Origin of the sequence: Arthrobacter sp. UNC362MFTsu5.1 (assembly GCF_000685965.1) — a bacterium.
Classification (GTDB): Bacteria; Actinomycetota; Actinomycetes; order Actinomycetales; family Micrococcaceae; genus Arthrobacter.
In genome coordinates this window covers 55,338-79,723 of sequence record NZ_JMLE01000007.1, presented here as the reverse complement: position 1 = coordinate 79,723, position 24,386 = coordinate 55,338, and the positions used below count along the sequence as shown (strand labels likewise).

Here is a 24,386-nt window from a genome sequence, read left to right as displayed (position 1 = left end):
CCACAGAAGGTCTAACCGTGCATCACTTGCTCCTCGCCCTCGCGACAACTCCGGCGCCCAGCCCCACGCCGTCCCTGCGCCCGGGCCTCTCCGAAGACCAGGTGACGCCGGGCATGTGGGGCTTCATCATGACCGCGTTCTTCGTCCTGGCCACCACGCTGCTGATCGTGGACATGGTGCGGCGCATCCGCCGGGTCCGCTACCGGGCCCAGGTGGAGGAGGAGCGCCTGGCTGCACTGGCCGCCGGAGAGCAGGACACGCCTGAGGCTCCTGGAACGGACGCACCGCGAAGCGACGCCGCCGGCACGGGCGATGCTGCCGGCACGCGCGGGGGGCCGCTGGACGGCGCCGATCTCCGGACGGAACACAACGGTGATGAAGGCCGCGGACAACGCTGACGGCGCGGCCGGCGACGCCCGGCCCGGTGCCGCCAATGCGCTGGCCGGCGAACCTTCCGCCTACCTGAGGCAACACGCCGGCAATCCTGTTCACTGGCGGCCCTTCGGCGATGAAGCGTTCGGCTTTGCCGCCCAACGAGACGTTCCCGTGTTCCTGTCCATCGGCTACGCCGCGTGCCACTGGTGCCACGTGATGGCCCATGAGTCCTTCGAAGACCAGGAAACAGCGGACTTCCTCAACGCCAACTTCGTGGCCATCAAGGTGGACAGGGAAGAACGCCCGGACGTGGACGCCGTCTACATGGCCGCAACCCAGGCAATCAGCGGTGAAGGCGGCTGGCCGATGTCCGTCTTCCTGACCCCGGACGGACGCGCGTTCCACGCCGGAACGTATTTCCCGCCCCGGCCCATGCCCGGCCGGCCTTCTTTCCGCCAGGTCCTCGAGGCGGTCCGCGAAGCCTGGCTGGAGCGTCGCGAGGCCGTCGAACAGAACGCCGAGACGCTGGCCCGGGGAATGGCGGAAACGCAGCTTGCCGCCGCCGTCCAACTGACCGGAGCGCCGGACCCTGTGGACGCCGGGCTGCTCTCCGAGGCGGTCCGCGTCCTGGCCCGCTCTGAAGACACGCACGACGGCGGATTCGGCACCGCCCCGAAATTCCCGCCGTCGCCCGTGCTGGAATTCCTGGTCCGGCACGCCGCGGTGGCGTCCGACACCGCCGATGCCGCGAGGGACATGGCGGGCCGGACGCTGGCAGCGATGTCCCGGTCCGCCCTGTTCGACCAGCTGGACGGCGGCTTTGCCCGCTACTCCGTGACGCGCGACTGGTCCGTGCCGCACTTCGAAAAAATGCTCTACGACAACGCCCAGCTGTTGCGTGCCTACGTTCACTGGGTCCGGCTCGGAGGCGACGCGGTGTACACGGCGGAGGAGGCCGCGGACGCCGCAGCGCGCACCGCGGACTGGATGATCGCGTCGCTGGGCCTCGCCGGTACTGGAGACGGCCCTGGAGGGGGTTCAGGGCAGGCTGAGGCGTTTGCTTCATCGCTGGATGCGGACACCGTGGTGGACGGCCAACACCTCGAAGGCGCCAGCTACCTCTGGACCCCGGCGGAACTGCTGGAGATCCTGGGACCGGACGACGGTCCCGTTGTGGCGCGGCTGATGAACGTCGCACCCGAGGGCACCGTGACGAAGGCAGCTTCGCCGCTGCATCCCGGCCGCAGGCTCGACGGCGCGGAGCACCTCGTGTGGGCCCGTGCCCGGCCGCGGCTGCTGGCTGCCCGATCGGGCCGCCCCCAGCCCGCCAGGGACGACAAAGTGGTGGCCGGCTGGAACGGCCTGGCCGTCGCCGCGCTCGCTGAAGCGGGGGCAGTCCTCGGCCGGCCCGACTTCACGGCTGCTGCAACGCGAACGGCCGCCTACCTCGAACGGATCCACTGGACGGACGGCACCCTGGTGCGGGTGTCGCACGCCGAAGAGGCCCGCGGGATCGGCGGCCTGCTCGAAGACTATGCCTTCTGCGTGGACGGATTCCTGACCCTCTACGGCGTCACGGGAGATGCCCGGTGGTACCTGCTGGCCCAGGACATCCTGTTGGCTGCCTGCCTGCGGTTCGCCGCGGACGGAACCCTGGTGGACACTGCCAGTGAATCGTCCCAGGTGTTCAACGCGCAGGGGCAGCGCGCCGGCCTGGAGCCCTTCGACAACGCCACGCCGAGCGGTGCGGCAGCGTTCGCAGGCGCCCTGCTGAGCTATGCAGCGCTGTCCGGTTCCAGTGACCACCGGATCATGGCCGGCAATATCCTGTCGCTGCTGCCCCCGCTGGCAACCCGGGCGCCCCGGGCGGCAGGCTGGCTGCTGGCCACGGCGCAGGCTGCGCTGGCCGGACCAGTGGAGGCCGCCGTCGTCGGGCCTGACGGTCCGGCTCGTGCGGAACTCCACCACGCGCTGCTGCTGTCGCCCAGTCCGGGGCTGGTGGTAGCGCTGGCGTCCGACGCCGGGATCCCGGCTGCTGTTGGTGGCGCGGGCGCTGGAGGCGCGGGTAGTAGTGGCGCGCCCGCCGTGCCGCTGCTGGAAGGCCGGACAGCGGCGCCTGACGGCTCAGCGCAGGCGTTCCTCTGCCGCGGGATGGTGTGCGAACGACCGGTGGGTTCCGTGGCCGAACTGCTGGAGCGACTGGCGACGATGACCCGATGACTTCTTCGCCGCCCCCGGAGTCCGGGGCTCCCGGGAGCCGGCGCCCCTTTGACCTGGTCATTTTCGATTGTGACGGTGTCCTGGTGGACTCCGAGTCCATCGCCATCAGGGTGGACCAGCGCGTCCTCGCGGATCTCGGCTGGGAGCTTGGCCTCGAGGAGATCGTGGAGCGCTTCGTGGGCAGGTCCGAGGCACACTTCGTGGCGGAGACGGAGCGGCACCTGGGCATCAGGCTGGACGCTGACTGGGAGCAGAAGTACCAGCACTGGTACCGGACGGCCTTCGAACGGGACCTGGCGGCCGTTGACGGCATCGAGGACGCCCTGGCACAGCTGCGGCTCCCGCACTGCGTCGCCTCCAGCGGCACGCACGCCAAGATGCAGCGGACGCTCGGACAGACGGGGCTGCTGCCGGCGTTTGAAGGACGGATCTTCAGCGCCTCGGAGGTTGAACGGGGCAAGCCGGCCCCGGATCTGTTCCTTCATGCTGCCCGGATGCTCGGTGCGGAACCGGCCGGATGCGCCGTGGTGGAGGACAGCCTCTACGGAGTCCAGGCTGCCCGGGCCGCCGGAATGCACGTCTTCGCCTTTGGCGGGGGAGTGACGCCGGCGGCCCGGCTGGCGGGCCCGGGCACCACGGTGTTCCGGCACATGAGGGAGCTTCCGGACCTCATCTCCGCGGGCAGGCCCTAGGCAGGCCTGCCGAGCACCGCGATGGCGATGGCGATGAAGTGCGCGGCAAAAGCGAACACGGTGAAAGCATGGAACAGCTCATGGAAGCCAAAGTGCTGGTAGCTGAAGTTCGGCTTCTTGAGGGCGTAGAAGACGGCTCCGGCGATGTACAGGGCGCCACCAACGCAGATCAGGACTGCCGAGGCGATACTGGCTGCGAAAAAGTCCGGCAGGTAGAACAGGGAGCCGCAGCCCAGGGCGATGTAGATGGGCACGTAGAGCCATCGCGGAGCATCGGTCCAGAGCAGCCGGAAGAGCACCCCCAGGATCGCGCCGGACCAGATGACCCACAGCAGCAGCACAGCCTTGGGCCGTTCCAGCAGCGCCCATGCCAGCGGCGTGTAACTGCCGGCGATGACCAGCATGATGTTGGTGTGGTCGAGGCGCTTCAGGACGATCTTGACTCCCGGTGACCAGTTCCCGCGGTGGTACACGGCGCTGATGCCGAAGAGCAGCACACCGGTCACTGCGTAGACGGCGGAAGCAATCTTCAGGTCGGTGGTGGGGGCCAGCAGGATTAGGACCAGCCCGGCGGCAAAGGCCAGCGGAGCAGTGACGGTATGGATCCAGCCGCGCCATTTGGGCTTGATCGTCAGGAGCTCCGCGATGCGGACTGCAGCCTCGTCCATCGGCCCCGATTTCCGGCCGCGGCCTGCTCCCGCATCCGGTTGGGGAGTTTTGCTTTCCATGGCTCAAGAATAAACTACGTTCCAGTAAGTTACTTGTGAGTAACTATTGGGTCTGCTGGATTGGAAAGCCCTCGTGCACCGCGCTGCTGTTGCGGGCGGGTAGCCTAGGAATGCACTGCCGTCGTACATCAAGGAAGTCAGGTGAGTCTCCGGATGGAGTTGCCCGGGATCCTCTATGGCTTCTACGAGCGCAAGCTCCTGCGCTCGCTGGACAAGGACCGCATCCCCAAACACATCGGCGTGATGGTGGACGGCAACCGCCGGTGGGCCAAACAGTTCAACGCGCCCACCAGCCAGGGGCACCAGGCGGGCGCGGACAAAATTCATGAGTTCCTCGGCTGGTGCCAGGAACTCGGCGTCAAAGTGGTCACGCTGTACATGCTCTCCACCGACAACATGAGCCGCTCCGGCGAGGAGCTGGACCTGCTGATGGGCATCATCGCCAACACCCTGGACCGGCTGGACGAGGACGAGGACATCTCCGTGCACGCCATGGGTGCTCCGGAGCTGCTTCCCGATTACCTGGCCGAACGGCTCAACAATCTCACGGCGCGCACGCCGGCTCATGAAAAGCTCCACGTCAACGTGGCTGTGGGCTACGGCGGACGCCGTGAGATCGTGGACGCGGTCCGGGAGCTCCTCCACGATGCCGTGGCCCGGGGCAAGGACATCGGCAAGCTGGCGGACGACCTCACGGTCGATGACATTTCGCGCTTCCTGTATACCCGCGGGCAGCCCGACCCGGACCTGGTGATCCGTACGTCGGGGGAGCAGCGGCTGTCCGGTTTCCTCATGTGGCAGAGCGCCTACAGCGAGTTCTACTTCTGCGAGGCGCTCTGGCCCGCCTTCCGCAAGGTGGACTTCCTCCGGGCCTTGCGCGACTACGCCGGCCGGCAGCGGCGCTTCGGCTCCTGAAGCCGGCTCCTGAAGCCTGGCGGCCGGCAGCCCGGTACGGCGCCCGCTCATGGCCGGTTCACGCGGAATTCACGTGATCGCAACAAGAATCGCCGCGAAATAGTTTGGGAAACAAAGCGGCGGGGAATTACGTTGAATCCATTAGCAGGCACACTGCCCGCTAATCGGGGAGGCCAGTACATGGAGCGAACTTTCGCACCGGATGTATGGGAGGCCGGAACCGGCCTCGTGGCCGCTCCGCCTCACCTATAAATTATCCGGGCGTGCGCCCCGGGGCTGGAGTCGATGTGGCTATTTCTGAACAACTGCCCGACGTCATTTCCGACCAGGGAGAGAAAGCTACCTCTCGCACCGCGCGAGCCACCTCACAGACCGGAGCAGCGAGCTATGACGCTGCGGCCGGTCTTGCTGTATCCGGCAGCAGTGCTGCGGCGGATGACACCTTGTGGAGCTTTGTCATCGACACCTCGGTGTTGCTCTCGGACCCCCGCGCCCTGCTGCGGTTCGCGGAGCACGAAGTCATTGTGCCGATCGTGGTCATCACGGAGCTTGAGGGCAAGAGGCACGACCCCGAACTGGGCTACTTCGCCCGCAAGGCCCTCCGGCTCCTCGACGACCTCCGGGTCCAGCACGGCGGACTTGACCGGCCCATCCCGCTGGGCGAAGACGGCGGCACGCTGATGGTGGAAATGAACCATATCTCCACGGAGGTGCTCCCTGCCGGATTCCGTGGCGGGGACAACGACAGCCGCATCCTCGCCGTCGCCAAGAACCTCGCCAACGAAGGCCGGAACGTCACGGTGGTGTCCAAGGACCTGCCGATGCGCGTCAAGGCATCCGCCATGGGGCTCCTCGCCGACGAGTACCGCAACGAACTCGTGAAGGACTCCGGCTGGACCGGCGTGGCGGAAGTCGAGGCCAGCGAAGAGGACGTCTCCACTCTCTATGGCCACGAGCCCGTCTTTATTCCGGCCGCGGCAGAGATGCCCGTCAACACCGGACTGGTGCTGCTCTCAAACCGGGGCTCAGCCCTGGGACGTGTGGGTGCGGACAAGCAGGTCCGGCTGGTCAAGGGGGACCGCGACGTCTTCGGACTCCACGGACGTTCCGCGGAGCAGCGGCTGGCCATCGACATGCTGATGGATCCGTCCGTAGGCATCGTGTCGATCGGCGGCCGGGCCGGCACCGGCAAGTCGGCGCTGGCACTCTGCGCTGGCCTCGAAGCCGTGCTGGAACGCCGCGAACACCGCAAGGTGATCGTCTTCCGGCCGCTCTACGCGGTGGGCGGGCAGGAGCTCGGCTACCTGCCGGGATCCGAAGCGGAGAAAATGAACCCCTGGGCGCAGGCCGTCTTTGACACCCTCGGAGCCCTGGTCAGCCAGGAGGTCGTCGAGGAAGTCATGGACCGCGGGATGCTCGAAGTCATGCCGCTGACCCATATCCGCGGCCGCTCGCTCCACGATGCGTTCGTGATCGTCGATGAGGCGCAGTCCCTGGAAAAGAACGTCCTCCTGACGGTGATGAGCCGGATCGGCCAGAACTCGAAGATCGTCCTGACCCACGATGTCGCCCAGCGCGACAACCTCCGGGTGGGCCGTCACGACGGAGTTGCCGCCGTCGTCGAAACCCTCAAGGGACACCCGCTCTTCGGGCACATCACCCTCACCCGCTCGGAGCGCTCGCCGATCGCGGCACTCGTCACGGAACTGCTGGAAGGGGCGGAAATCTAGGCTCCCAGGTGGTTGCGCCGTGGCCGGGTCCGCCCGGCCACGGCCCTTCGCCGTCGCTTAGACACGTCGCATAGGGACCCGCACCGGTCGCTGGGCGACCTTCGGGTCCGATGCGCCGCGATGCGCTCCTACGCGAAGGACCGCGACCGGGCTAGTGCGTCGGTCGCCCCACTAGCCCTGAATACCCAGGAACCGGGCCGTGGGTTCGTGGCCTTCTACCTTCAGGGTCCATTCGGGGCGTTTGAAGGTGGCCGGGGTAACCCGGACCTTCTGGACGTCCTCCACCTTGCCGCCCCAGGAGGCCCGGGTGACGCCGTTCAGTTCGTAGCCGAGGGACCGGGACACGCCGAGGGATTTTTCGTTCCAGGCGGCCGCTTCGGATTCCGCGACGTCCGCTTTCAGGTGATCGAAGGCATAGCTGACGACCGCGGCCCGCATCTCCTTGCCAAAGCCCTTGCCCTGTGCCGATTTCGTGAGCCAGGAACCGGTGGTGACGGTCTTCAGCGCCGCGAAATCCTTGGCCTCGACGTCCTGGCAGCCAATGAACTCGCCGTCGTGCCAGATGCCGAGCAGGAGCGTCCACTCCTGTGGCGACATGTTCCCCCGGCAGCGCCAGTACCATTGCGCCATGTTGGGGCCCAGCTCCTCTGCGGGGGACTCCGCCCAAGGCCGGCTGAACGGGCTGTGGCCGGGTTCGTGGACGCCATTCAGCGCAGCCTGCACCGCGGCCGGGATGTCCTCATCACGGATGGGCCGGAGGGTCAGTCGGGGCGTGGCCAGGGTGAGGGCGAACGGGGGCCAGAAGGTGGCGGGCTCAGTCATCAGGGAAGCTTAGCCGGGGGACCCGCGGGCAGCCAGTCACACGCCCCGCGAGATATCCCAGCTGATGTGGCGGCGGACGTCGGTAAGGTTCATGGATTCGGCGAGGAACAGGTCATCAAGCATGTACTCGTCCACGCCGAGGATCCTGAGCCAGTGGCCAGGGGCCGCCGATTCGTTCTCCAGCGAGCGGCTCAACACGCAGACACCGGTGCCGACATCGATCCGGATCAGGTTCCGTCCCGGTCCGCACAGCGGCGCCAACGGGTCCGCCGGCCGGTATGCGGCATTGGGAGTCACGACGGCTTCCAGGGCGGGGCGGCCCTGGTGGTCCACGGCGGTGATCGGGCCGAGCTCCACGGCGTTGGTGTTCGGGAATTCGATGGGTACGGGGGCATTGCCGGCGAGTTCCACCGGGTCCAAGGCCGCGGCAAAGCGGCCGTTTCCAAAGCACGGTTCGCCGTAGGCGGCCTCCGGGCGGCGCCGGACCAGTCCGCCGTCGTCATACACGGGGGTGACCAGCTGCGGAGGCAGGAGCCACGACTTCCTGGTGGAGCTGACGTAGAAGCCGTCTTTGGAGTCGTTGATGCCCGTGGTGCTGTGCAGCACCGCGCCGGCTGCGGATTCAAGGCGGAGGGCGCCGGGCCGCCGCAGCCAAGCACGCACGGTGTTTTCCGGGTCCGGGTTTTCGGCGCCCGAATCTGCGGTGTGGGGGGTTGCGGGGGCCGGCGCGGGGCGGTCCACATATTCGAAACGGAGGCTCTGCCACTTCCAGGGAGAGGAACGGCACAGGTTCCGGAACTTTGCGGCCATGTCCGGCGGCCTGGACTGCTGACCGGCTTCCCCCTGGCGCCTCGCGTCCCATGTCGACATATCCACAGTTTACGCGCGGGCTCAGCGGCGGGACGCGAAAATCCAGTAGCATCCGAGGGTGATCCAACGACTGGGCGAACTTTGGGAATCCACCCCGCTGGGGTTCTGGCTGGTCCTGGCGGCCTGTGCCTACTACGGCGTGATGGCGGTGCGGCTGACCGTCATCGACGTCAGGCACCACCTGCTGCCGAACAGGATTGTCTTCCCGTCCTACGCCGTAGGCGGCGTGCTCCTGTTGGCGGCGGTTGTCGCCGTCCTCGCTGCCGGTGCGGACGCCGCGGCAGTACCCGACGGCGCCGCCCCGCTTTTCGGGCTTCCGGGCGGACGCATCCTTGCCGGAGGAGCCGTGCTGTGGCTGTTCTACTTCATCCTGCGGATGGTTTATCCGCCCGGGATGGGATTCGGAGACGTAAAACTCGCAGGCGTGCTGGGCCTGTACCTTGGCTACCTCGGCTGGGGACATGTTTTTGCCGGGACCTTCGCCGCCTTCCTCCTGGGCGGGCTCTGGAGCCTGGGCCTGCTGGCTGCCCGCCGCGGAACCCTCAAATCGGACATCCCTTTCGGCCCGTTCATGCTCGCAGGCACTGCCGCGGCCATGCTGCTGCTGCCTGCGGCCTGAGGGGCTGCGCCAGCGGTGCTGCCGCTAGGCTGAAGGTATGCCAGCACCTGAATTCGTCCTCAAGCTTCGCGAAAAAATCGGCCATGATCCGTTGTGGATTCCTGCGGTTCGCGGGGTGGTCTTCAACGACGACGGCCACGTCCTGCTGGGCCAGCGCTCTGACAACGGACGGTGGGCGCTGATCTCGGGCATGCTGGAACCGGGCGAGCACCCTGCTCCCGGACTCGTGCGGGAGATCTTCGAGGAGACGGCCGTCGTGGCCGAAACGGAGCGCATGGTCTCGGTCGGCGTCGTGGGTCCGGTCACCTTCCCCAACGGCGACGTGTGCGACTTCCTGGATATTGTGTTCCGCTGCCGCCATGTGTCCGGTGAAGCACGCGTGAACGACGACGAGTCCCTGGCCGTCGGCTGGTTTCCGTTGGAGGAACTTCCGGACATCAGGCCCGGTGACCGCGAGTGCATCCGGCGGGCGCTGCTGCCCGAGGACGCCGTCCACTACGAACCCTGAGGGGCTCCCTGCTGCGGGAGCCCCTCAGGGCGGCTTCCTAGACTGAGGCGGACTGGCGTTCGGCCTCGAGGCGTTCTGCTTCCTCGCCACCCACAGCCTCGCCCCGGGCCACCATTCCGGCGGTGTCGGAGAGCGGGATCTGCTTCAGTGTCAGCGCGAGGATCAGCGCAATCCCGAGGAACGGCAGCAGGTACCAGAACACCGGTGCCAGCGAATCAGCGTAGGCGTTCACGATGGCGTCCCGGAGCTGTTCCGGGAGCTGGCTCAGGGCCTGCGGGTCCAGCGTCTGGGTGGACTGCGCTGCCTGGTCGGCGGAGGCGCCTGCCCCGGTGAACGCCTTGGTGAGGGATTCTGCCAGCCGGGACGTGAAGATGGAGCCGAACACGGCCACGCCGAGGGACGCACCCACCTCGCGGAAGTAGTTGTTGGTGCTGGTGGCCGTGCCGATCTGCTCGGCGGGCACCGAGTTCTGCACCACCAGGACGATCACCTGCATGATGGAGCCCAGCCCGGCGCCGAAGACGAACAGCTGGACGCAGATGACCCAGATGGGCGTGTCCGCTGTGAGCGTGGTCAGCCACAGCATGGCGCCCATGGTGAGGGCGGCGCCCAGAATGGGGAACATTTTGTACTTGCCGGTCTTGGAGATCCGGATGCCGGAGTAGATGGCCATGCCCATCAGGCCCGCCATCATGGGCAGCATCAGCAGGCCGGATTCCGCGGCGGAGGTCCCGGAGGACATCTGCAGGAACGTGGGGACGAATGCGATGGCCGCGAACATGCCCAGGCCAAGGGTGAAGCCGATGGCCGTCGAGTTCACGAAGATCCGGTTCTTGAACAGGCCCAGCGGGATGATGGGATCCTCGGCGCGGCGTTCAACCATCACAAAGGCGGCAGCGGCGAGTACCAGCCCGGCGCCGAAGGCCCAGGTCAGCGGCGAATCCCAGCCCTCGTCCTTCTTGCCGCCGAAGTCCGTGAAGAAGATCAGGCAGGTGGTGGCGGCGGAGAGCAGCAGCACGCCCAGGATGTCGATCCGCTTTTCGGCTTTCTTGTTCGGCAGTGTCAGGGTGAACCAGGCAATGGTGAAGGCCGCAACGCCGATGGGGATGTTGATGTAGAAAGCCCATTCCCAGGTGAGGTGGTCCACAAAGTAGCCGCCCAGCAGCGGTCCGGCGACCGCGGAGAGGCCGAAGATGGCGCCCAGCGGGCCCATGTACTTGCCGCGGTCCTTGGCCGGCACGATGTCCGCGATGATGGCCTGCGAGAGGATCATGAGTCCGCCGCCGCCCAGGCCCTGAATGGCGCGGAAGACCACGAAGCCCCAGAAGTCGGTCGCGAAGGCGCAGCCGACGGAAGCGAGGGTGAACAGGGCAATGGCCACGAGGAACAGGTTGCGGCGGCCCAGCACGTCACCGAACTTGCCGTAGATGGGCATGACGATGGTGGTGGCCAGCAGGTAGGCGGTGGTGATCCAGGCCTGGTGTTCCACTCCGCCGAGCTTCCCCACGATGGTGGGCATGGCGGTGGAGACGATGGTCTGGTCAAGGCTGGAAAGCAGCATGCCGGCGATGAGGGCGGAAAAAATGATCCAGATGCGTTTCTGGGTCAGCAGCAGCGGCTCGGCTGCCTTGGGACTGACGGCGGTGCTCATGGGCGTCCTTCTGCGGGTACGGGTTCTTCAAAGGGAAGGGAAAAGAGCTGGCGGGCGGCTGAGACGTTCATCAGCAACAGTTCCTGGTAAGTGCGGGTGTTGCCGTCGGAGAAATAGGCCATGCTGCTCTTGCGGGCGATGTTGCCTAACAGGACGACGGCCATCTGGACCACCGGGTGGCCGGGCTCCACACCTTCGCGGATGGCCAGGACCCGGGCGAACTCCGCCTCACGTTCCTCGGTGGCACCGATGATCCTCAGCATGAGCTGGGGTTCCTTCTTGATGACCCCGATCAGCTGCCGGGTCTCCTCTTCGGAGGCGGCCATGTTTTCGGACAGCTTCAACGAAAGTGCGATGAGGTCCTGGAAGAGCGTGGGGGAGATTTCGCCGGGCGCGGAGGACTCGCCGCCGCGGATGAAGCCCTCGATGACGTCGCCGGGAATTTCGTCGTCCACGTGGCCGAGGATGGCGTCTTCCTTCGTGGGGAAGTAATTGAAGAAGGTGCGGCGGGAAATGTCCGTCTGCTCGCAGACTTCTTCGACGGTGTAGCCGTTGAGCCCGCGTTCGGCGGTCAGCTTGCGCGCGACGGCGGTGATCGCCGCACGCGTTGCCGCGCGCTTGCGTTCGCGGAGCCCGCCGTCGCTTATTGCACTATTATTCACAAAGTAAAGTTTTGCACCAATCAAGAATTAGTGCAATTTTTGCGCGAGCGGACAGTTGGATCCCACCCGGCAGGGGCTGCCTTAAACGCCAGCGGCCGCCCACCTTCGCGATGAAGGTGAGCGGCCGCCGTCGTACTTCAGGAGGCGGTGGGGACTTATGCCTTGTGGGCCGGAGCCGTCATGGTGGTGACGTCCAGCGCCTTGTCGAGATCGGCTTCGGTGACCTTGCCTTCGCCCTCGCCGACGAAGCCAAGCTTCACGGTGGCCTGGCGGACGGTGAGGCCCTCGGCTACCGCGGTCTTGGCGATCTTGGCGGCGTTCTCGTAACCGATGTACTTGTTCAGCGGGGTGACGATGGACGGCGAGGCCTCGGCCAGGAAGCGCGCGCGCTCGACGTTGGCGGTGATGCCGTCGATCATCTTGTCGGCCATGACGCGGCTGGTGTTGGCCAGCAGGCGGACGGATTCGAGCAGGTTGGCAGCCATCACGGGGATGCCGACGTTCAGTTCGAAGGCGCCGTTGGTGCCGGACCAGGCGATGGCGGTGTCGTTGCCGATGACCTGGGCGCAGACCATGATGGACGCCTCGCAGATGACCGGGTTAACCTTGCCCGGCATGATCGAGGAACCCGGCTGCAGGTCCGGGATGGCGATTTCGCCGAGGCCGGTGTTGGGGCCGGAACCCATCCAGCGGAGGTCGTTGTTGATCTTCATGAAGGAGATCGCGATGTTGCGCAGCTGGCTGGAGGCTTCGATGAGGCCGTCGCGGTTGGCCTGGGCCTCGAAGTGGTCACGGGCCTCGGTCAGGGGCAGGCCGGTGTCGGTTGCCAGCAGTTCGATGACGCGCTCCGGGAAACCGGCCGGGGTGTTGATGCCGGTGCCCACAGCGGTTCCGCCGAGGGGAACTTCGGCCACGCGGGGGAGCGAGGCGTTGATGCGTTCGATGCCGTAGCGGACCTGTGCGGCGTAGCCGCCGAACTCCTGGCCCAGGGTCACCGGGGTGGCGTCCATGAGGTGCGTGCGGCCGGACTTGACGACGTCCTTGAACTCCACGGCCTTGCGCTCCAGCGATTCGGCGAGGTAGCCGAGGGCCGGGATGAGGTCGTTGATCAGGGCCGAGGTGGCTGCAACGTGGACCGAGGTGGGGAACACGTCGTTGGAGGACTGCGAGGCGTTGACGTGGTCGTTCGGGTGGACCACCTTGTCGCTGCCGGCGGCCTTCAGGGCGCGGGTGGCAAGTTCGGCGAGGACCTCGTTGGTGTTCATGTTGGAGGACGTGCCGGAACCGGTCTGGAAGACGTCGATGGGGAAGTCGCCGTCGTACTTCCCGGCAGCAACCTCATCGGCGGCGTCCGCGATCGCCTTGGCCAGCTCGCCGTCGAGCACTCCAAGTTCTGCGTTGGCCTGGGCGGCAGCCTTCTTGACCCGTGCGAGGGCTTCGATGTGTGCGCGTTCCAGGGTTTTGCCGGAGATGGGGAAGTTTTCAACTGCACGCTGCGTCTGGGCACGGTACAGGGCGTTCACGGGGACGCGGACTTCGCCCATCGTGTCATGTTCAATGCGGAATTCTTCAGTGGAAGTCATGGGGCTAGCTTAGGGCGATTGGCGGCGTTGGCTGAAACCGTGAAGCGCTTGAGTCGGGCGGCGGGCGGCCGCCCGCGCACCGGCGACCTAGAGTTCGCCGATGCCCGAAACGAGGTCCGCCCGGCCCTCTTTGAGGCTGTAGGAGAGGCCGATCACCGCCGCGCGTCCGGTCTCAATTGCGCTGGAAATCACACGGGAGCTGTCCACGAGGCGGTGTGACGTCTGCTTGACGTGCTCCACCACCATGTCGTTGACCTCGGTTTCGTTGTTGCGCAACGAGGTCAGTACGGACGGCGTGATCCGCTCCACGAGGTCGCGGATGAATCCCACCGGCATTTTGCCTGTCTCAACGGCGTCCTTGGTGGCACTCACGGCGCCACAGCTGTCATGGCCAAGGATCACGATCAGCGGCACACCCAGCACGCCGATGCTGTATTCGAGGGAACCCAGCACGGCGTCGTCGATGACCTGGCCGGCCGTGCGGACAACGAACGCGTCGCCCAGGCCGAGGTCGAAGATGATCTCAGCGGCGAGGCGCGAATCCGAGCAGCCGAAGATCACCGCGAACGGGTGCTGGTTCTCTACCAGCGAGGAACGGCGTGATGCGTCCTGGTTGGGGTGGGAGGATTCTCCGGCGACAAAGCGTTCGTTTCCTTCGCGCAGTCGCCGCCAAGCCAGCGCGGGAGTCAAGTAAGTAGCCACGGGGCCACTTTACGGTGAAGGTGCGGCCGAGGGTGAAACTGTGGCGGCAGCGTTACTCTCCATGGACTTCACGACGGCGTCTGCCAGGACGGCGAACTCGTCGAGTTGCGCGGTGCCGGTCAGGATGACGGTGGTGCCCTTGTGGACCAGGACCATGCTTCGCTCGCCCTTGCCGGTGTCGCGGAGTTCCCAGTCCAGGCCGCCGGCGTTGCGGCTTCCGGTGACCGGGGCATTGTTCGTCTGCTGAAGCAGCCAGGTCGGATTTGCCTGGGCAGTCTGGACCAGTCCGATGAAGGATTCCTTCGGTGTGAGGTATCCGACCTCCCACGTGGGCACGCCGCTGCCGGTGCCGGACTCCCAGCGGGCGTAATTCGGGCTGAATGTGTCGCCGGTCTCGGGGGCCACGGGTGTGAATCCCGCCACACCTGCGGCGTTCTGGGCCACGGCGCTGACATTGACGTTCGGGCGGTAGCCGTCGCTCTTGGGTGACGGGTTCATGAGGACGATGGGGAGGAACGCGGCGACACTCACCACCAGGGCGATGATCATGCCGATGACTGAGGCATTGGCCCTTTTCGCCGCCGCCGCGCGGATAACGGGCTTCACGACGGGTGCATCGGGGGTGCCGTTGGTGGCCGCGGGGAAGCCCGTGCTGGCCGTTTGGTTGTCGGGGGTGGACTTGTCCTGCGTTTCGCTCACGCTTCTATAGTCGCCCATGGGAATGCCGTTCTCACATTCCTGCAATTCAGGGGTGAGGAAACGCCGGGTATCACGGGCCGGTCATCCCATGACCTTCGGATGCTCTCGCGACTATGATCAGTGACAGAGGAATCACCGTGACGGACTGTACCGGCCGCACGGGTTCAATGATCGCCACTCGAAGAAGAGGTTCACGTGTCACCAGCGCCTATGACCCAGCAGTACTCCACGATTTCGCCGTCGCTTGCCGTAGGCATTGACGAACCGGACCGCAACCTTGCCCTTGAACTTGTGCGCGTCACCGAAGCTGCGGCAATTGCCGGCGGCCACTGGGTTGGCTTCGGCGACAAGAACAAGGCTGACGGCGCAGCAGTCGACGCCATGCGCTCCTTCCTGCAGACCGTCCACTTCAACGGCGTTGTGGTTATCGGTGAAGGCGAGAAGGACGAAGCTCCCATGCTTTTCAATGGCGAGCACGTCGGTGACGGCACCGGCCCCGAGTGCGACGTCGCCGTCGACCCCATTGACGGAACCCGACTGACCGCCCTGGGCATCAACAACGCCCTCGCCGTCCTCGCCGTGGCCGAGCGCGGCTCCATGTTCGACCCCTCCGCCGTGTTCTACATGGAGAAGCTCGTCACGGGCCCGGAAGCTGCCGACATGGTCGACCTGCGCCTCCCGGTCAAGCAGAACCTGCACTTAATCGCCAAGGCGAAGGGCGTGAAGGTCAACCAGCTGAACGTCATGATCCTGGACCGGGACCGCCACCGCCCGCTTGTGGAGGAAATCCGCGAAGCCGGTGCACGGACCAAGTTCATCATGGACGGCGACGTCGCCGGCGCCATTGCCGCAGCCCGCTCCGGTACCGGCGTGGACGCGCTCATGGGCATCGGCGGAACGCCGGAAGGCATCGTCGCCGCGTGCGCGATCAAGTCCCTCGGCGGCGTCATCCAGGGCCGCCTCTGGCCCACCAGCGATGACGAGAAGCAGAAGGCCATCGACGCCGGGCACGACCTCGATCGCGTCCTGTCCACGAACGACCTCGTCTCGAGCGACAACTGCTACTTCGCGGCCACGGGCATCACCGACGGCGACCTGCTCAGGGGCGTGCGCTACTCCAAGGACAAGGTCCTGACCCAGTCGATCGTCATGCGGTCCAAGTCCGGCACCATCCGCTTCGTGGACGGCGAGCACCAGGCCAGCAAGTGGGAAGGCTACGCCCGCAAGAGCTAGCCCTTCTGCGTCGCCCGCTTCATTCAGCGCGAACGTACACTTGAGGCCCCCGCCTAGCGGGGCCTCAAGTGTACGTTCGCGCTGTTGTTTGCCGTTCGGCGCTGGGCATCGCGGCCGCCCGGACCTTGTCGAGCAGGAACGGTTTGTCGCCGTCGAGATCCTCTTTGTAGACCCTGATTTCACGCCAGCCAAGCCGTTGAGTCAGGGCCTGACGGCGGACGTCGCTGCTGATCTGGAGCGGTTCGGCGTGGTGGCCCCCGTCGTACTGAAACGCGATCCGTTGCTCCGGGTAGGCCGCATCCGGCCACACCGCCGGCTGTCCCCAAGTGTTCCTGATGACGTAGTTGAGAACAGGTTCGCCGTAGCCGGAGCGGGCCAGGACCAGCCGCATCCGGGTCTCCTGAGGGGAGTCGGCGCCCACTCGTATTTCAGTGAGAGCCAGTCTTGCGGTCTTCATCCCGCGCATTCCCGGATGGGCGCCGACCATCCGACGCAGTTCGGCCACCGTACAGAGGCCATCCTTCGGCCGGGGAAAGTCAGGGCCATGGGCACAGACCAGCGAATCGCCAGCTGCGATGAGGTCATCGACGGTTATTAGCGACGCGAGGTCAAGCCACGTCCTCGCCGGCGAGGTGACCCGGACGCCGTCGTGCATCACAACCTCCCCTGCCTTGAACGTCAGACGGTGACCCACGACGTTGCGTCGCCGCGGCTTGCTGCCGTTCCGTTCCCTGGCAATATGGATCCGCCAGTCCTCCTGCATCCAGGCCGGCAAGGCGCACTCCCAGATGCGGCCTCCGGAATGGTGGGTCAGGACTGATTTGCTGTCCAGTTCCGTATAGGCACGGAGGCTTGCAGCCGGCCCGCCAGCGCCGCCAAATGGGACACGGATGCCCCGTGAAGGTATGGCGACGTCGGGTTGCCTCTGCCGCTTTCGGGTGACACCAAGGTCCCGGGCAGCAAGGTCAGTGAAGGAACCGGTGAGTAATTCCTGGGGCAGGCGCGTGACGGGCATGCTTCAGTCTGCACCGGCCAGTAACGCACGAAGACGTTATCCACAGGCCGGATTCCGGGCGATGCGCGAACGGACAGTTGGATCCCCAAACGGTGGGCCTCAAGTGTCCGTTCGCGCTCAGGGGGTGGGCCTCTAGTGTCCGTTCGCGCTCAGGGGGTGGGTCAGCTGCGGAGGGCGCGGAGCTTCTCCCGGGCCTTTCGGGCGAGCTGGTAGGCCCCGTAGCGGAGTTTCTTCACGGGCAGGTCCCAGGTGCCGGGGTAGGCGATTTCGCGCCCGCCGAAGGACTTCTTGAACGCCGTGAACCCGGCCCACTTGTGGTTCGGCTCGTCCTCCGGTGCCACGCCCCACAGGTCCACGTACTTCAGGCCCTTCTCCTTGGCATCCGCCATGAGCGTCACCAGCAGCGGAATACCCGCGCTGAGCTTCCGGTGCGCGTCGTCCAGGGCTGCGTGCGCATAGGTGCGGGTGTCGGCGGAGTCGTAGGCCAGGGCCGCGGCGATGGGACCGCCATGGCGCTCGGCGATGAACAGCGTGGCCGCGCCCGCAGGCATCAGGCAACGGGCCACCTGGCTAAGGTACTCATCGCTTTGCGGCTTGAATCCGCTCCGCTTGGCCGTCATGTGCAGGAAATTCAACAGCACGCGGATCTCGTCGGGATCCTGCGACGTCCGGAAGGTCACGTCCTTCTTGTGGATGTTCCGGTAGAGGTTCCGGTTCACGGGTTTCATACCGTCCAGGACCTCCTTGAAGTCCCGGTCCAGGTCCACGATCCAGCTCAGTTCAGGCTGCTGGTTGACGGGAGCCGGCCGCAGGCCGCGGCTGCGCAGCACTGTTTCGGATGCCGCGTTGTCGACCCCGGCGCTGACCGGCTCGATCCGGACGAACGCCGCACCGCACTTGCGGGCCAGTGCCACCAGGGCGGCCAACGCGGCGTCGAACGCTTCGAGTGATTCAGCAATGGGGCCGTACGGGGCGTAAAGGACCTTGCCTGCCGGATTTTTCTCCTCCACGGCAAGGAAACTCCAGCCGGGACCCGACTGTTCGTGCACCGTGCGCCCGAGGGAACGCTGGACGTCGGCCCACTGCGGGGTCTGCAGGAAATATTCCACCGGATCAAGCCCCTACGGCAGTGGTCACGGCGAAGGCCACGGCGGTCCCCGCGGAGCCCGCTGCGGGGTGGACGTTGACCGGTGCCTCGGCGGCCGGGAGGAAGGCACTCGCGCCGCGGTCCAGATGGAGATCGCCCTTGGGGGAGTCGAGCAGCACCGAGCCGGAGACCACGATGATCACTGCCGCGCCGGACTGTGCCAGCGGGACGGGGCCGCCGTCCGGTTCCAGTTCGATCCTTTGCAGCTGGAATTCACGGAACGGGGGCCGGTAGAGTTCCTGGCCCAGCTCAGACCTCTCCGCGGCAAGCATCGGCACGCCCACGGACTCGAACTCCACGGTTGCCAGGAGTTCGGGAACGTCCACGAACTTAGGCGTCAGGCCTCCGCGGAGCACGTTGTCCGACGACGCCATGACCTCGATGCCGAGCCCGTGCAGGTAGGCGTGGACATTGCCGGCCGGCAGGTACACAGCCTCGCCGGGCGCCAGCGAGATGCGGTTCAGGAGCAGCGAGATCAGCACGCCGGGGTCGCCGGGGTAGTGGCCGTGCAGGCTGACCACGGTGGACAGTTCGGTCTGGTACGGGGACATCGGCAGCCCGGCCTTGAGTGCCGCCACGAGTTCGCGCACGGCGTGCGAGACGGCGTGGCCGCCGCCGATGAGCCGGGTGAAGGCGGCTTTCAGGGCATCGTGTTCCACGGGGCCGGTGAGGTCCTCCGCGACGTCGAGGAACACGTGCGGAACCTCCAGCGACATCGCGCGCATGGACGCCGCCAGGTGCTCGAAGAGGGCACGCGTGGACGCGGCCGGACGGAAGCCGCACAGCGCCTCGAACGGCGTCAGGGCGAAGATCATCTCCGGCTTGTGGTTGTCATCCTTGTAGTTCCGTTCGGCCGCGGAACGGTCGACGCCGGCTGCCTCCTCGCGGGCAAAACCCGCCCGTGCCTGCTCCAGCGTCGGGTGGACCTGCAGCGACAGCGGGCTCTCGGCGGCCAGGACCTTGAGGAGGAACGGCAGGCGCGGGCCGAACTCCGCCACGCTGGCGCTTCCCAGATGGTGGTCCGGATCGGAGCTGATCAGCGCATCCAAAGCCAGCGGACCGCCGTCGGCCGCAACTGCCACGGACGGCGAGTCCGGGTGGGCGCCCACCCACAGTTCCGCTTCCGGACCGCCGGAGGCCTGCCTGCCCAGCAGGCCGGCAATCGCCGTGGTGGAGCCCCAGGCATAGGGCCGGAGGACATTCTCGATTTCGTACAAAGCCTGGTGTCCTTTATCTCAGTGCAGCAGTTATCTCAGTACAGCAGTTAGGGCGGAAGGGGCGTGGGCGCTCAGAGCGGGCGGCACTGGCCGTTCGTGGCCACAAGGTCCCGGATCGCTTGCTCGTTGCCCTCACGCTTGAACTGGTTGAGCATCTCTTCGGTGATCGGCTCGCCGTCGGGAGTGGTGGTTACCGGTGTGAAATCCGACGACGACGGCGAGGGTGCCGGCTGTGTCAGGGGCGCCGCCGGTGCGGCTGCCATCAGGTGGCCCGCCCCCGTTCCGGCCTGCACGATGCTGTCCTCGCCAGCGGGATCCCCGGCTGCCCCGGCCGACTTCCCGGACTGTGCGGCCAGCAACTGGTCCACCTTCTGGTGGATCTGGTCGAAGTCCGGCACGGTGGAGAAGGATGCGTCGAAATCAGGCGGCCCGATGGTCAGCCGGCTGACTTCCTTGCCCTTGGCCTTCATTGCCAGGTCCACAAAGCTGCCGAGCTGGCTCGCGGAAATGTTGGAGTCCACCACCTTGGTGCCCGCGTTGGCGATGTCCTCGAACTTGGCGAGCAGCGTTGCCGGGTCCAGCTGCTTCAGCATGGCCTGCTGGACACACTGCTGACGCTGGATGCGGGCGTAATCGTCTACGAATTCGCGGGAGCGTCCGTACCAGAGTGCGTGGTAGCCGTTCAGGTGCTGCTCGCCGGCCGGGATCCAGCCGAGGGGCATGCCGTGGATGCCGTTGGCCTCGTCCACCATGTCCCCGCTCAGCGGCACCCAGCCGCCGGCCTTGATCCTGATGCCGCCCATGGCATCGATGAGCTTGGCGAAGCCGTCCATATCCACCAGGACGTAGGCCTGGACGGTGATGCCGAGCGTGCCCGAGACAGCCTCGAGGGTTGCCTGGGCGCCGGGATCGGCGACGCCGGGATAGAGGTCCGCGTGCTCGTTGGTCACCTCGGTGTTGATGGCGTTGATCAGGCACTCGTTGCCGCAGTCGTAGCCGTCCGGGTAGATCTGCCGCATCGGCGAGCCTTCGCTGAACTGTGCGTTCTGCAGGTTGCGAGGCACCGAAATGATGGCGGTCTGGCCGGTTTTGGCGTCGACACTGAGGACGGAGAGGCTGTCCGGACGGCGGCCCGTGCGGTCGTCTCCGGCGTCGCCGCCCATCATCAGGAAGTTGTAGCGGCCGTCCACGGGATCAATGGCGGGTCCGGCGGAGAAGATGCTGCCGATGGCGTTCCGGCTCACATTCAGCACATAGGCCGCGTAGCCCAGGGTGCCGCTGCTGAGCACCATGGCCAGGACCAGGGCGACGCCGACGATGGGCCGCATCCCGGGAGCCAGCAGGACCGGCCGGATGAGCCTGAGCGTATTGACGAACAGCGCGGCCCAGCCTATTGCGAGGGCGATGAGGAGGGCGATGATCAGGAGCGAAGCCACCGTGTTGGTGAGGATGCCGATCAGGAGCGTGCGGTTCACCAGCAGCAGCACCAGTCCCGCGATCGCCAGTGCCCAGGCGGCGAGCGTCACCCGGAGGGCGATCCTTCCCAATTTGCGGTCGCCGGCCACGATCTGGGCACTGCCGGGGACGAGCAGGGTCAGCAGCAGGAGGACGAACGCGCGTTTGGTCCTCACCGGAGCCGGGGCATTCGCCGGATGGCGGACGGGGTCCGTCAGTGCCGGTTGCGGTGCCTTGGGACGGGAGTGGCTAGTGGTCATCTGATTCCTAACGGCTGCCCCGGAGAACGACGTTGCCGTCGGAGAACACTTCGCTGACTTTGTGCCGCAGCGCCGCGCCCTTGCGGGTGGCGACGTCGTTGAGTTCCTGGGCGAACTCCACCAGGTCCTCGCGCAGGCGGACGGCCAGGTCGTCCGTGCCCGAGGCCAGCATCCGGACGGCCAGCAGGCCGGCGTTCCGTGCGCCCGCGATCGAGACAGTGGCCACCGGAACACCGGCGGGCATCTGGACGATGGACAGCAGCGAGTCCATGCCGTCGAGCGTCTTCAGCGGGACGGGGACACCGATGACGGGCAGCGGGGTGACGGATGCCAGCATGCCGGGCAGGTGGGCCGCACCGCCGGCTCCGGCGATGATGACGCGCAGCCCCCGTTCGTGGGCCGTCTGGCCGTAGCGGATCATTTCGGTGGGCATCCTGTGGGCCGAGACCACATCGGCTTCAAACGGGATGCCGAACTCGGCCAGGGCCTCGGCTGCGGCTTCCATGACGGGCCAGTCCGAGTCGGAGCCCATCACGAGGCCAACGATCGGCGCCGCGGCGTCGGTTTCAGCCGGGTGGATTGCTGCTGCAGGCGTGCTCATGCGGTTTCCTCGGAATTCCCTGGTGCTGTTCGGGCCGGAGCACGGCCGTCCCTGATGATGTTGGCGACGGTGGTGGCACGCTGCCGGACGAAATCGACGTCGGAAGCGGCTGCGCCCACCAAGTTGACGTGGCCGATCTTTCGTCCGGGCCGGACGGCTTTGCCGTAGCAGTGGATTTTCGCGGCCGGCTCGCTGGCCATGGCCAGCGGATAGGCCGAGAACAGTTCCTGGTTGTCTCCGCCGAGGAAGTTCTTCATCACAACAACCGGCCCCAGGGCGTCGGTGGCGCCTAGCGGGAGGTTCAGTACCGCGCGCAGGTGCTGTTCGAACTGGCTCGTGACGGATCCGTCCTGGGTCCAGTGGCCGGTGTTGTGCGGACGCATCGCGAGTTCGTTGATCAGGAAGCCGGACCCGACGCCGGGGGTCTCGAAGAGCTCCACGGCCATGACGCCGGTGACGCCCAGTTCGTTGGCGATCCGGATTGCGGCGTCTTCGGCGGCCGCCGCCACCTCGAGGGGGATGTCCTGGGCGGGGGCGATCACTTCGTCGCAGACGCCGTCCACCTGGATGGTGTGGACCACCGGCCAGGCGCGGGATTCGCCGTCCGGTGTCCTCGCGACGAGTGCGGACAGTTCGCGGCTGAATTCCACCTTGGCCTCGGCCAGCAGGGGAGACATGGCCGCGAACCAGTCGTCGGTATCGGCGGCTTCCTCAGCCGAGCCGACAATGCGGACGCCTTTGCCGTCGTATCCGCCGCGGGGCGTTTTCAGCACCACCGGCCAGCCGGTCTGCTCGCCGAAGGCAACCAGGGCATCGACGTCGGCGACAGAGGCCCATGCCGGGTTCGGCAGCTCCAGCCTGTCGATGGCGGCGCGCATCACGAGTTTGTCCTGTGCGTGCACCAGCGCGTCGGGGCCGGGCTGCACGTTGACCCCCGCCTCCTGCAGCGCGCGCAGGTGGTCGTTCGGGACGTGTTCGTGATCAAACGTCATGACGTCGAGGCCCTGGGAAAACTCCAGCAGGGCGTCGAGGTCCTTGTAATCACCTACCGGCGACGTCGGCACGGCGGAGACCGCGGACACGTCTTCGCCCTCGGCCAGGACACGTAGTTCAAAGCCCAGGGCCGTTGCGGCGGGGGCCATCATGCGGGCAAGCTGGCCGCCGCCAACTACGCCTATTACTGGAAAAGTCACAAGAACCAGCCTACAGAAGTGCAGGGGAGTTCCGGGCTTCACCACCGTTTCGGCCCGGAATTTACGTTATTTAGAGCCGGCGGGAGGCTGGGCTGCCCGGCCCGTTCAGACTGTTTCCAGCTAACGGGCTAAAATGGGTACCCGGCCCTGTGGCCCGAAATCTCAGACGGCCATGGAGGGTCATGATTTACACACTTGCAGAACGTTTGCGCGGACTCGCCTCGCTTTTTTGGCGCGAGGTGGCCAAGTTCGGCGCCGTCGGCGGTGTCGCCTTCGTGATCGACAACGGCCTGACGTACTACCTGATGCACGGCCCGATGACGGACAGCGAGGCCAAGGCACGGTTCGTGGGCGCCTCGGTGGCCACGGTCTTTTCCTGGATCGCGAACCGGTTCTGGACGTTCCGCCACCGCCGCCAGGACAACGTGATCCGCGAATTCTTCATGTTCATCCTGATCAACGGCATCGGTATCGGCATCTCCACCGGCTTCACCGCCCTGGCCAAGTATTCATTCGGCATCACGGACAAGAACATGCTGTTCCTGGCCGGCGTGGCGGGTATCCTCGTGGCCACCGTGGTGCGTTTCTTCGCCTACCGGTTCCTCGTCTTCAACAAGGAACTGGACGAAGAGCCGTCGTTCTCGCATGACCACGAGATCATCGAACTGCACCACCACCAGGACAAGCACGCGGTCCGCGTTCCCGCGAACGACGAGCTGGCCAAGGTGCAGGATCCGGACCTCCCCGGGCCGCCCCGCAGCTAGGACGGCCGGAGCGGCTGGGGCCTAGTCTCCCTGCACGCGCTCGTCGTTGAGGAGCTTCTCGGTCACCGAAACGTCAGGGTGGACCAGGACGACCGAACCGCCGTTCTGCCACGCGCCCAGCGACTGGACCAAGGCCTGCTCCAGTCCGTCGCCGGCCCGGACCAGCAACCGCACACCGGTATCGTGCGTGGCGGCGAAGCCTTCCAGCAGTTCTGCGTGCGGATGCGATGTGCCGGCAGCCGACACGATGGCCCGCTGTGACCCTTCCGGATCCTGATGGGCCATAAAGACGTCGCCGTGCGAACGCACTTCGGCAGCGAAATCGACGACGCCGGGCGGCAGTTCGCCGGGCCAGCGCATGGCCAGCGCCGGAAGCGGAACTGCAATGACGGCGTCGAACCCGCCCTGGGGTTCCGCCTCCGGCGAGCCGGTGGCAAGGAGCTCTGCGTCAGCGGAGTCGAGGACCACTTCCATCCCGAGCTGCCAGGCGGCAAGGGCCAGGACCATCGACTTCCAGTGCGCCGGCAGGTCCAGCCGGAGGCGCATCCCGGGCTCGGCGTCTAGTTCGTCCTGTAGCAGGTTGCTGGTTTTCGCGACCCAGTTGTCGAGGACCCGGCCGGACAGTTCCACCCGTTCGGCGTCCGGTCCGTACCAGGTCAGCCGGGGAGAAGTGGAATGGCCGGACCGCAGTGCAGTCATCAATTCGATCGCGGGGATGCTCATGC

The 24,386-nt window shown here is 66.4% G+C and carries 24 protein-coding genes; 9 read left to right on the top strand and 15 right to left on the bottom strand.

Translation table 11 applies throughout. The features are described 5' to 3' along the window. Positions 1-17: 17 nt before the first annotated feature. Genes BS38_RS0108750 through BS38_RS0108740 form a run of 3 tightly spaced genes read left to right on the top strand, consistent with a single transcriptional unit; the run spans position 18 to position 3,287 of the window. Complete coding sequence (locus BS38_RS0108750) at positions 18-398, top strand: hypothetical protein (RefSeq protein WP_028270453.1); 381 nt, start codon at positions 18-20, stop codon at positions 396-398. Continuing rightward, on the top strand, positions 376-2,595 hold the full coding sequence (locus BS38_RS0108745; protein ID WP_028270452.1) for a thioredoxin domain-containing protein: 2,220 nt from the start codon (positions 376-378) through the stop codon (positions 2,593-2,595). Before BS38_RS0108750 ends, BS38_RS0108745 begins: the two co-directional genes overlap by 23 nt. Beyond that, positions 2,592-3,287 carry an HAD family hydrolase gene (locus BS38_RS0108740; protein ID WP_051628799.1) on the top strand — a complete coding sequence of 232 codons (696 nt, stop codon included), beginning with the start codon at positions 2,592-2,594 and terminating at the stop codon, positions 3,285-3,287. Before BS38_RS0108745 ends, BS38_RS0108740 begins: the two co-directional genes overlap by 4 nt. On the opposite strand, the gene trhA is transcribed toward BS38_RS0108740, so the two are convergent. Further along, positions 3,284-3,955, bottom strand: coding sequence for a PAQR family membrane homeostasis protein TrhA (gene trhA / locus BS38_RS0108735; protein ID WP_197024919.1), 672 nt, complete (start codon positions 3,953-3,955; stop codon positions 3,284-3,286). The two genes, BS38_RS0108740 and trhA, sit on opposite strands and share 4 nt — an antisense overlap. 213 nt (positions 3,956-4,168) lie before the next feature. Here trhA and BS38_RS0108730 point away from each other — a divergent pair, with 213 nt between their 5' ends. Together BS38_RS0108730 and BS38_RS0108725 are read left to right on the top strand one after the other, a co-directional pair. Continuing rightward, on the top strand, positions 4,169-4,930 hold the full coding sequence (locus BS38_RS0108730; RefSeq protein ID WP_043438146.1) for an isoprenyl transferase: 762 nt from the start codon (positions 4,169-4,171) through the stop codon (positions 4,928-4,930). A gap of 287 nt (positions 4,931-5,217) precedes the next feature. Further along, positions 5,218-6,660: a PhoH family protein gene (locus BS38_RS0108725; protein WP_028270448.1), complete on the top strand. Its 1,443-nt coding sequence runs from the start codon at positions 5,218-5,220 to the stop codon at positions 6,658-6,660. 171 nt (positions 6,661-6,831) lie between these two features. On the opposite strand, the gene BS38_RS0108720 is transcribed toward BS38_RS0108725, so the two are convergent. Both BS38_RS0108720 and BS38_RS0108715 read right to left on the bottom strand, forming a co-directional pair. After that, positions 6,832-7,482 (bottom strand): GNAT family N-acetyltransferase, encoded by a 651-nt coding sequence (locus BS38_RS0108720; RefSeq protein ID WP_028270447.1) that lies wholly within the window; start codon positions 7,480-7,482, stop codon positions 6,832-6,834. Positions 7,483-7,518: 36 nt separating this feature from the next. Further along, positions 7,519-8,352: a hypothetical protein gene (locus tag BS38_RS0108715; protein WP_028270446.1), complete on the bottom strand. Its 834-nt coding sequence runs from the start codon at positions 8,350-8,352 to the stop codon at positions 7,519-7,521. Between the two features lie 58 nt (positions 8,353-8,410). Between BS38_RS0108715 and BS38_RS0108710 the strand changes: the two genes are divergently transcribed. Further along, a complete protein-coding gene (locus BS38_RS0108710) occupies positions 8,411-8,971 on the top strand; it encodes a prepilin peptidase (RefSeq protein ID WP_028270445.1) in 561 nt (186 codons plus the stop codon). A 37-nt stretch (positions 8,972-9,008) separates the two neighbouring features. Further along, the gene (locus BS38_RS0108705; RefSeq protein WP_028270444.1) at positions 9,009-9,479 is read left to right on the top strand and encodes an NUDIX hydrolase; all 471 of its coding nucleotides are present in this window, start codon (positions 9,009-9,011) and stop codon (positions 9,477-9,479) included. 37 nt (positions 9,480-9,516) lie between these two features. Here BS38_RS0108705 and BS38_RS24770 read toward each other — a convergent pair whose 3' ends face one another. The 5 genes from BS38_RS24770 to BS38_RS0108680 form a co-directional block, all read right to left on the bottom strand. Next, positions 9,517-11,130 carry an MDR family MFS transporter gene (locus tag BS38_RS24770; protein WP_043438142.1) on the bottom strand — a complete coding sequence of 538 codons (1,614 nt, stop codon included), beginning with the start codon at positions 11,128-11,130 and terminating at the stop codon, positions 9,517-9,519. Then, a complete protein-coding gene (locus tag BS38_RS0108695; RefSeq protein WP_028270443.1) occupies positions 11,127-11,792 on the bottom strand; it encodes a TetR/AcrR family transcriptional regulator in 666 nt (221 codons plus the stop codon). Before BS38_RS0108695 ends, BS38_RS24770 begins: the two co-directional genes overlap by 4 nt. Positions 11,793-11,947: 155 nt before the next feature. Beyond that, positions 11,948-13,375, bottom strand: coding sequence for a class II fumarate hydratase (locus tag BS38_RS0108690; protein ID WP_028270442.1), 1,428 nt, complete (start codon positions 13,373-13,375; stop codon positions 11,948-11,950). A gap of 87 nt (positions 13,376-13,462) precedes the next feature. Then, a complete protein-coding gene (locus BS38_RS0108685; RefSeq protein ID WP_028270441.1) occupies positions 13,463-14,077 on the bottom strand; it encodes a carbonic anhydrase in 615 nt (204 codons plus the stop codon). A gap of 9 nt (positions 14,078-14,086) precedes the next feature. Then, on the bottom strand, positions 14,087-14,794 hold the full coding sequence (locus BS38_RS0108680) for a DUF4245 domain-containing protein (RefSeq protein ID WP_043438140.1): 708 nt from the start codon (positions 14,792-14,794) through the stop codon (positions 14,087-14,089). A gap of 192 nt (positions 14,795-14,986) precedes the next feature. Between BS38_RS0108680 and glpX the strand changes: the two genes are divergently transcribed. Beyond that, positions 14,987-16,009 (top strand): class II fructose-bisphosphatase, encoded by a 1,023-nt coding sequence (gene glpX, locus BS38_RS0108675; protein WP_028270439.1) that lies wholly within the window; start codon positions 14,987-14,989, stop codon positions 16,007-16,009. Between the two features lie 64 nt (positions 16,010-16,073). Here the strand turns inward: glpX and BS38_RS24765 are convergent, their stop codons facing one another. The 6 genes from BS38_RS24765 to BS38_RS0108645 form a co-directional block, all read right to left on the bottom strand. Next, positions 16,074-17,024, bottom strand: a complete 951-nt coding sequence (locus BS38_RS24765) for an endonuclease domain-containing protein (protein WP_051628798.1) — start codon at positions 17,022-17,024, stop codon at positions 16,074-16,076. A 161-nt stretch (positions 17,025-17,185) separates the two neighbouring features. Continuing rightward, positions 17,186-18,133: a lipid II:glycine glycyltransferase FemX gene (locus BS38_RS0108665; protein WP_028270438.1), complete on the bottom strand. Its 948-nt coding sequence runs from the start codon at positions 18,131-18,133 to the stop codon at positions 17,186-17,188. A 4-nt stretch (positions 18,134-18,137) separates the two neighbouring features. Next, on the bottom strand, positions 18,138-19,388 hold the full coding sequence (manA, locus tag BS38_RS0108660) for a mannose-6-phosphate isomerase, class I (RefSeq protein ID WP_028270437.1): 1,251 nt from the start codon (positions 19,386-19,388) through the stop codon (positions 18,138-18,140). 71 nt (positions 19,389-19,459) lie between these two features. Further along, a complete protein-coding gene (locus tag BS38_RS0108655; RefSeq protein ID WP_028270436.1) occupies positions 19,460-21,103 on the bottom strand; it encodes an LCP family protein in 1,644 nt (547 codons plus the stop codon). A 7-nt stretch (positions 21,104-21,110) separates the two neighbouring features. Beyond that, entirely contained in the window at positions 21,111-21,704 is a 594-nt protein-coding gene (gene purE, locus BS38_RS0108650; RefSeq protein WP_051628797.1) for a 5-(carboxyamino)imidazole ribonucleotide mutase, read from the bottom strand. Continuing rightward, positions 21,701-22,849, bottom strand: a complete 1,149-nt coding sequence (locus BS38_RS0108645) for a 5-(carboxyamino)imidazole ribonucleotide synthase (protein ID WP_043438135.1) — start codon at positions 22,847-22,849, stop codon at positions 21,701-21,703. Before BS38_RS0108645 ends, purE begins: the two co-directional genes overlap by 4 nt. Positions 22,850-23,079: 230 nt before the next feature. Between BS38_RS0108645 and BS38_RS0108640 the strand changes: the two genes are divergently transcribed. Next, entirely contained in the window at positions 23,080-23,661 is a 582-nt protein-coding gene (locus BS38_RS0108640) for a GtrA family protein (RefSeq protein ID WP_028270433.1), read from the top strand. Between the two features lie 21 nt (positions 23,662-23,682). On the opposite strand, the gene BS38_RS0108635 is transcribed toward BS38_RS0108640, so the two are convergent. Further along, positions 23,683-24,384 carry a TIGR03089 family protein gene (locus BS38_RS0108635; RefSeq protein WP_028270432.1) on the bottom strand — a complete coding sequence of 234 codons (702 nt, stop codon included), beginning with the start codon at positions 24,382-24,384 and terminating at the stop codon, positions 23,683-23,685. Positions 24,385-24,386: the final 2 nt, after the last annotated feature.

Excerpts from the sequence above, each read along its gene's own strand:
- BS38_RS24770 (WP_043438142.1), bottom strand. The coding sequence starts at position 11,130 with ATGAGCACCGCCGTCAGTCCCAAGGCAGCCGAGCCGCTGCTGCTGACC.
- BS38_RS0108655 (WP_028270436.1), bottom strand. The coding sequence starts at position 21,103 with ATGACCACTAGCCACTCCCGTCCCAAGGCACCGCAACCGGCACTGACG.
- BS38_RS0108715 (WP_028270446.1), bottom strand. The coding sequence starts at position 8,352 with ATGTCGACATGGGACGCGAGGCGCCAGGGGGAAGCCGGTCAGCAGTCC.
- BS38_RS0108640 (WP_028270433.1), top strand. The coding sequence starts at position 23,080 with ATGATTTACACACTTGCAGAACGTTTGCGCGGACTCGCCTCGCTTTTT.
- BS38_RS0108645 (WP_043438135.1), bottom strand. The coding sequence starts at position 22,849 with ATGATGGCCCCCGCCGCAACGGCCCTGGGCTTTGAACTACGTGTCCTG.
- BS38_RS0108635 (WP_028270432.1), bottom strand. The coding sequence starts at position 24,384 with ATGAGCATCCCCGCGATCGAATTGATGACTGCACTGCGGTCCGGCCAT.
- BS38_RS0108720 (WP_028270447.1), bottom strand. The coding sequence starts at position 7,482 with ATGACTGAGCCCGCCACCTTCTGGCCCCCGTTCGCCCTCACCCTGGCC.
- BS38_RS0108690 (WP_028270442.1), bottom strand. The coding sequence starts at position 13,375 with ATGACTTCCACTGAAGAATTCCGCATTGAACATGACACGATGGGCGAA.
- BS38_RS0108680 (WP_043438140.1), bottom strand. The coding sequence starts at position 14,794 with ATGGGCGACTATAGAAGCGTGAGCGAAACGCAGGACAAGTCCACCCCC.
- purE (WP_051628797.1), bottom strand. The coding sequence starts at position 21,704 with ATGAGCACGCCTGCAGCAGCAATCCACCCGGCTGAAACCGACGCCGCG.
- BS38_RS0108705 (WP_028270444.1), top strand. The coding sequence starts at position 9,009 with ATGCCAGCACCTGAATTCGTCCTCAAGCTTCGCGAAAAAATCGGCCAT.
- BS38_RS0108730 (WP_043438146.1), top strand. The coding sequence starts at position 4,169 with ATGGAGTTGCCCGGGATCCTCTATGGCTTCTACGAGCGCAAGCTCCTG.
- BS38_RS24765 (WP_051628798.1), bottom strand. The coding sequence starts at position 17,024 with ATGCCCGTCACGCGCCTGCCCCAGGAATTACTCACCGGTTCCTTCACT.
- trhA (WP_197024919.1), bottom strand. The coding sequence starts at position 3,955 with ATGGACGAGGCTGCAGTCCGCATCGCGGAGCTCCTGACGATCAAGCCC.
- glpX (WP_028270439.1), top strand. The coding sequence starts at position 14,987 with ATGACCCAGCAGTACTCCACGATTTCGCCGTCGCTTGCCGTAGGCATT.
- BS38_RS0108745 (WP_028270452.1), top strand. The coding sequence starts at position 376 with ATGAAGGCCGCGGACAACGCTGACGGCGCGGCCGGCGACGCCCGGCCC.
- BS38_RS0108740 (WP_051628799.1), top strand. The coding sequence starts at position 2,592 with ATGACTTCTTCGCCGCCCCCGGAGTCCGGGGCTCCCGGGAGCCGGCGC.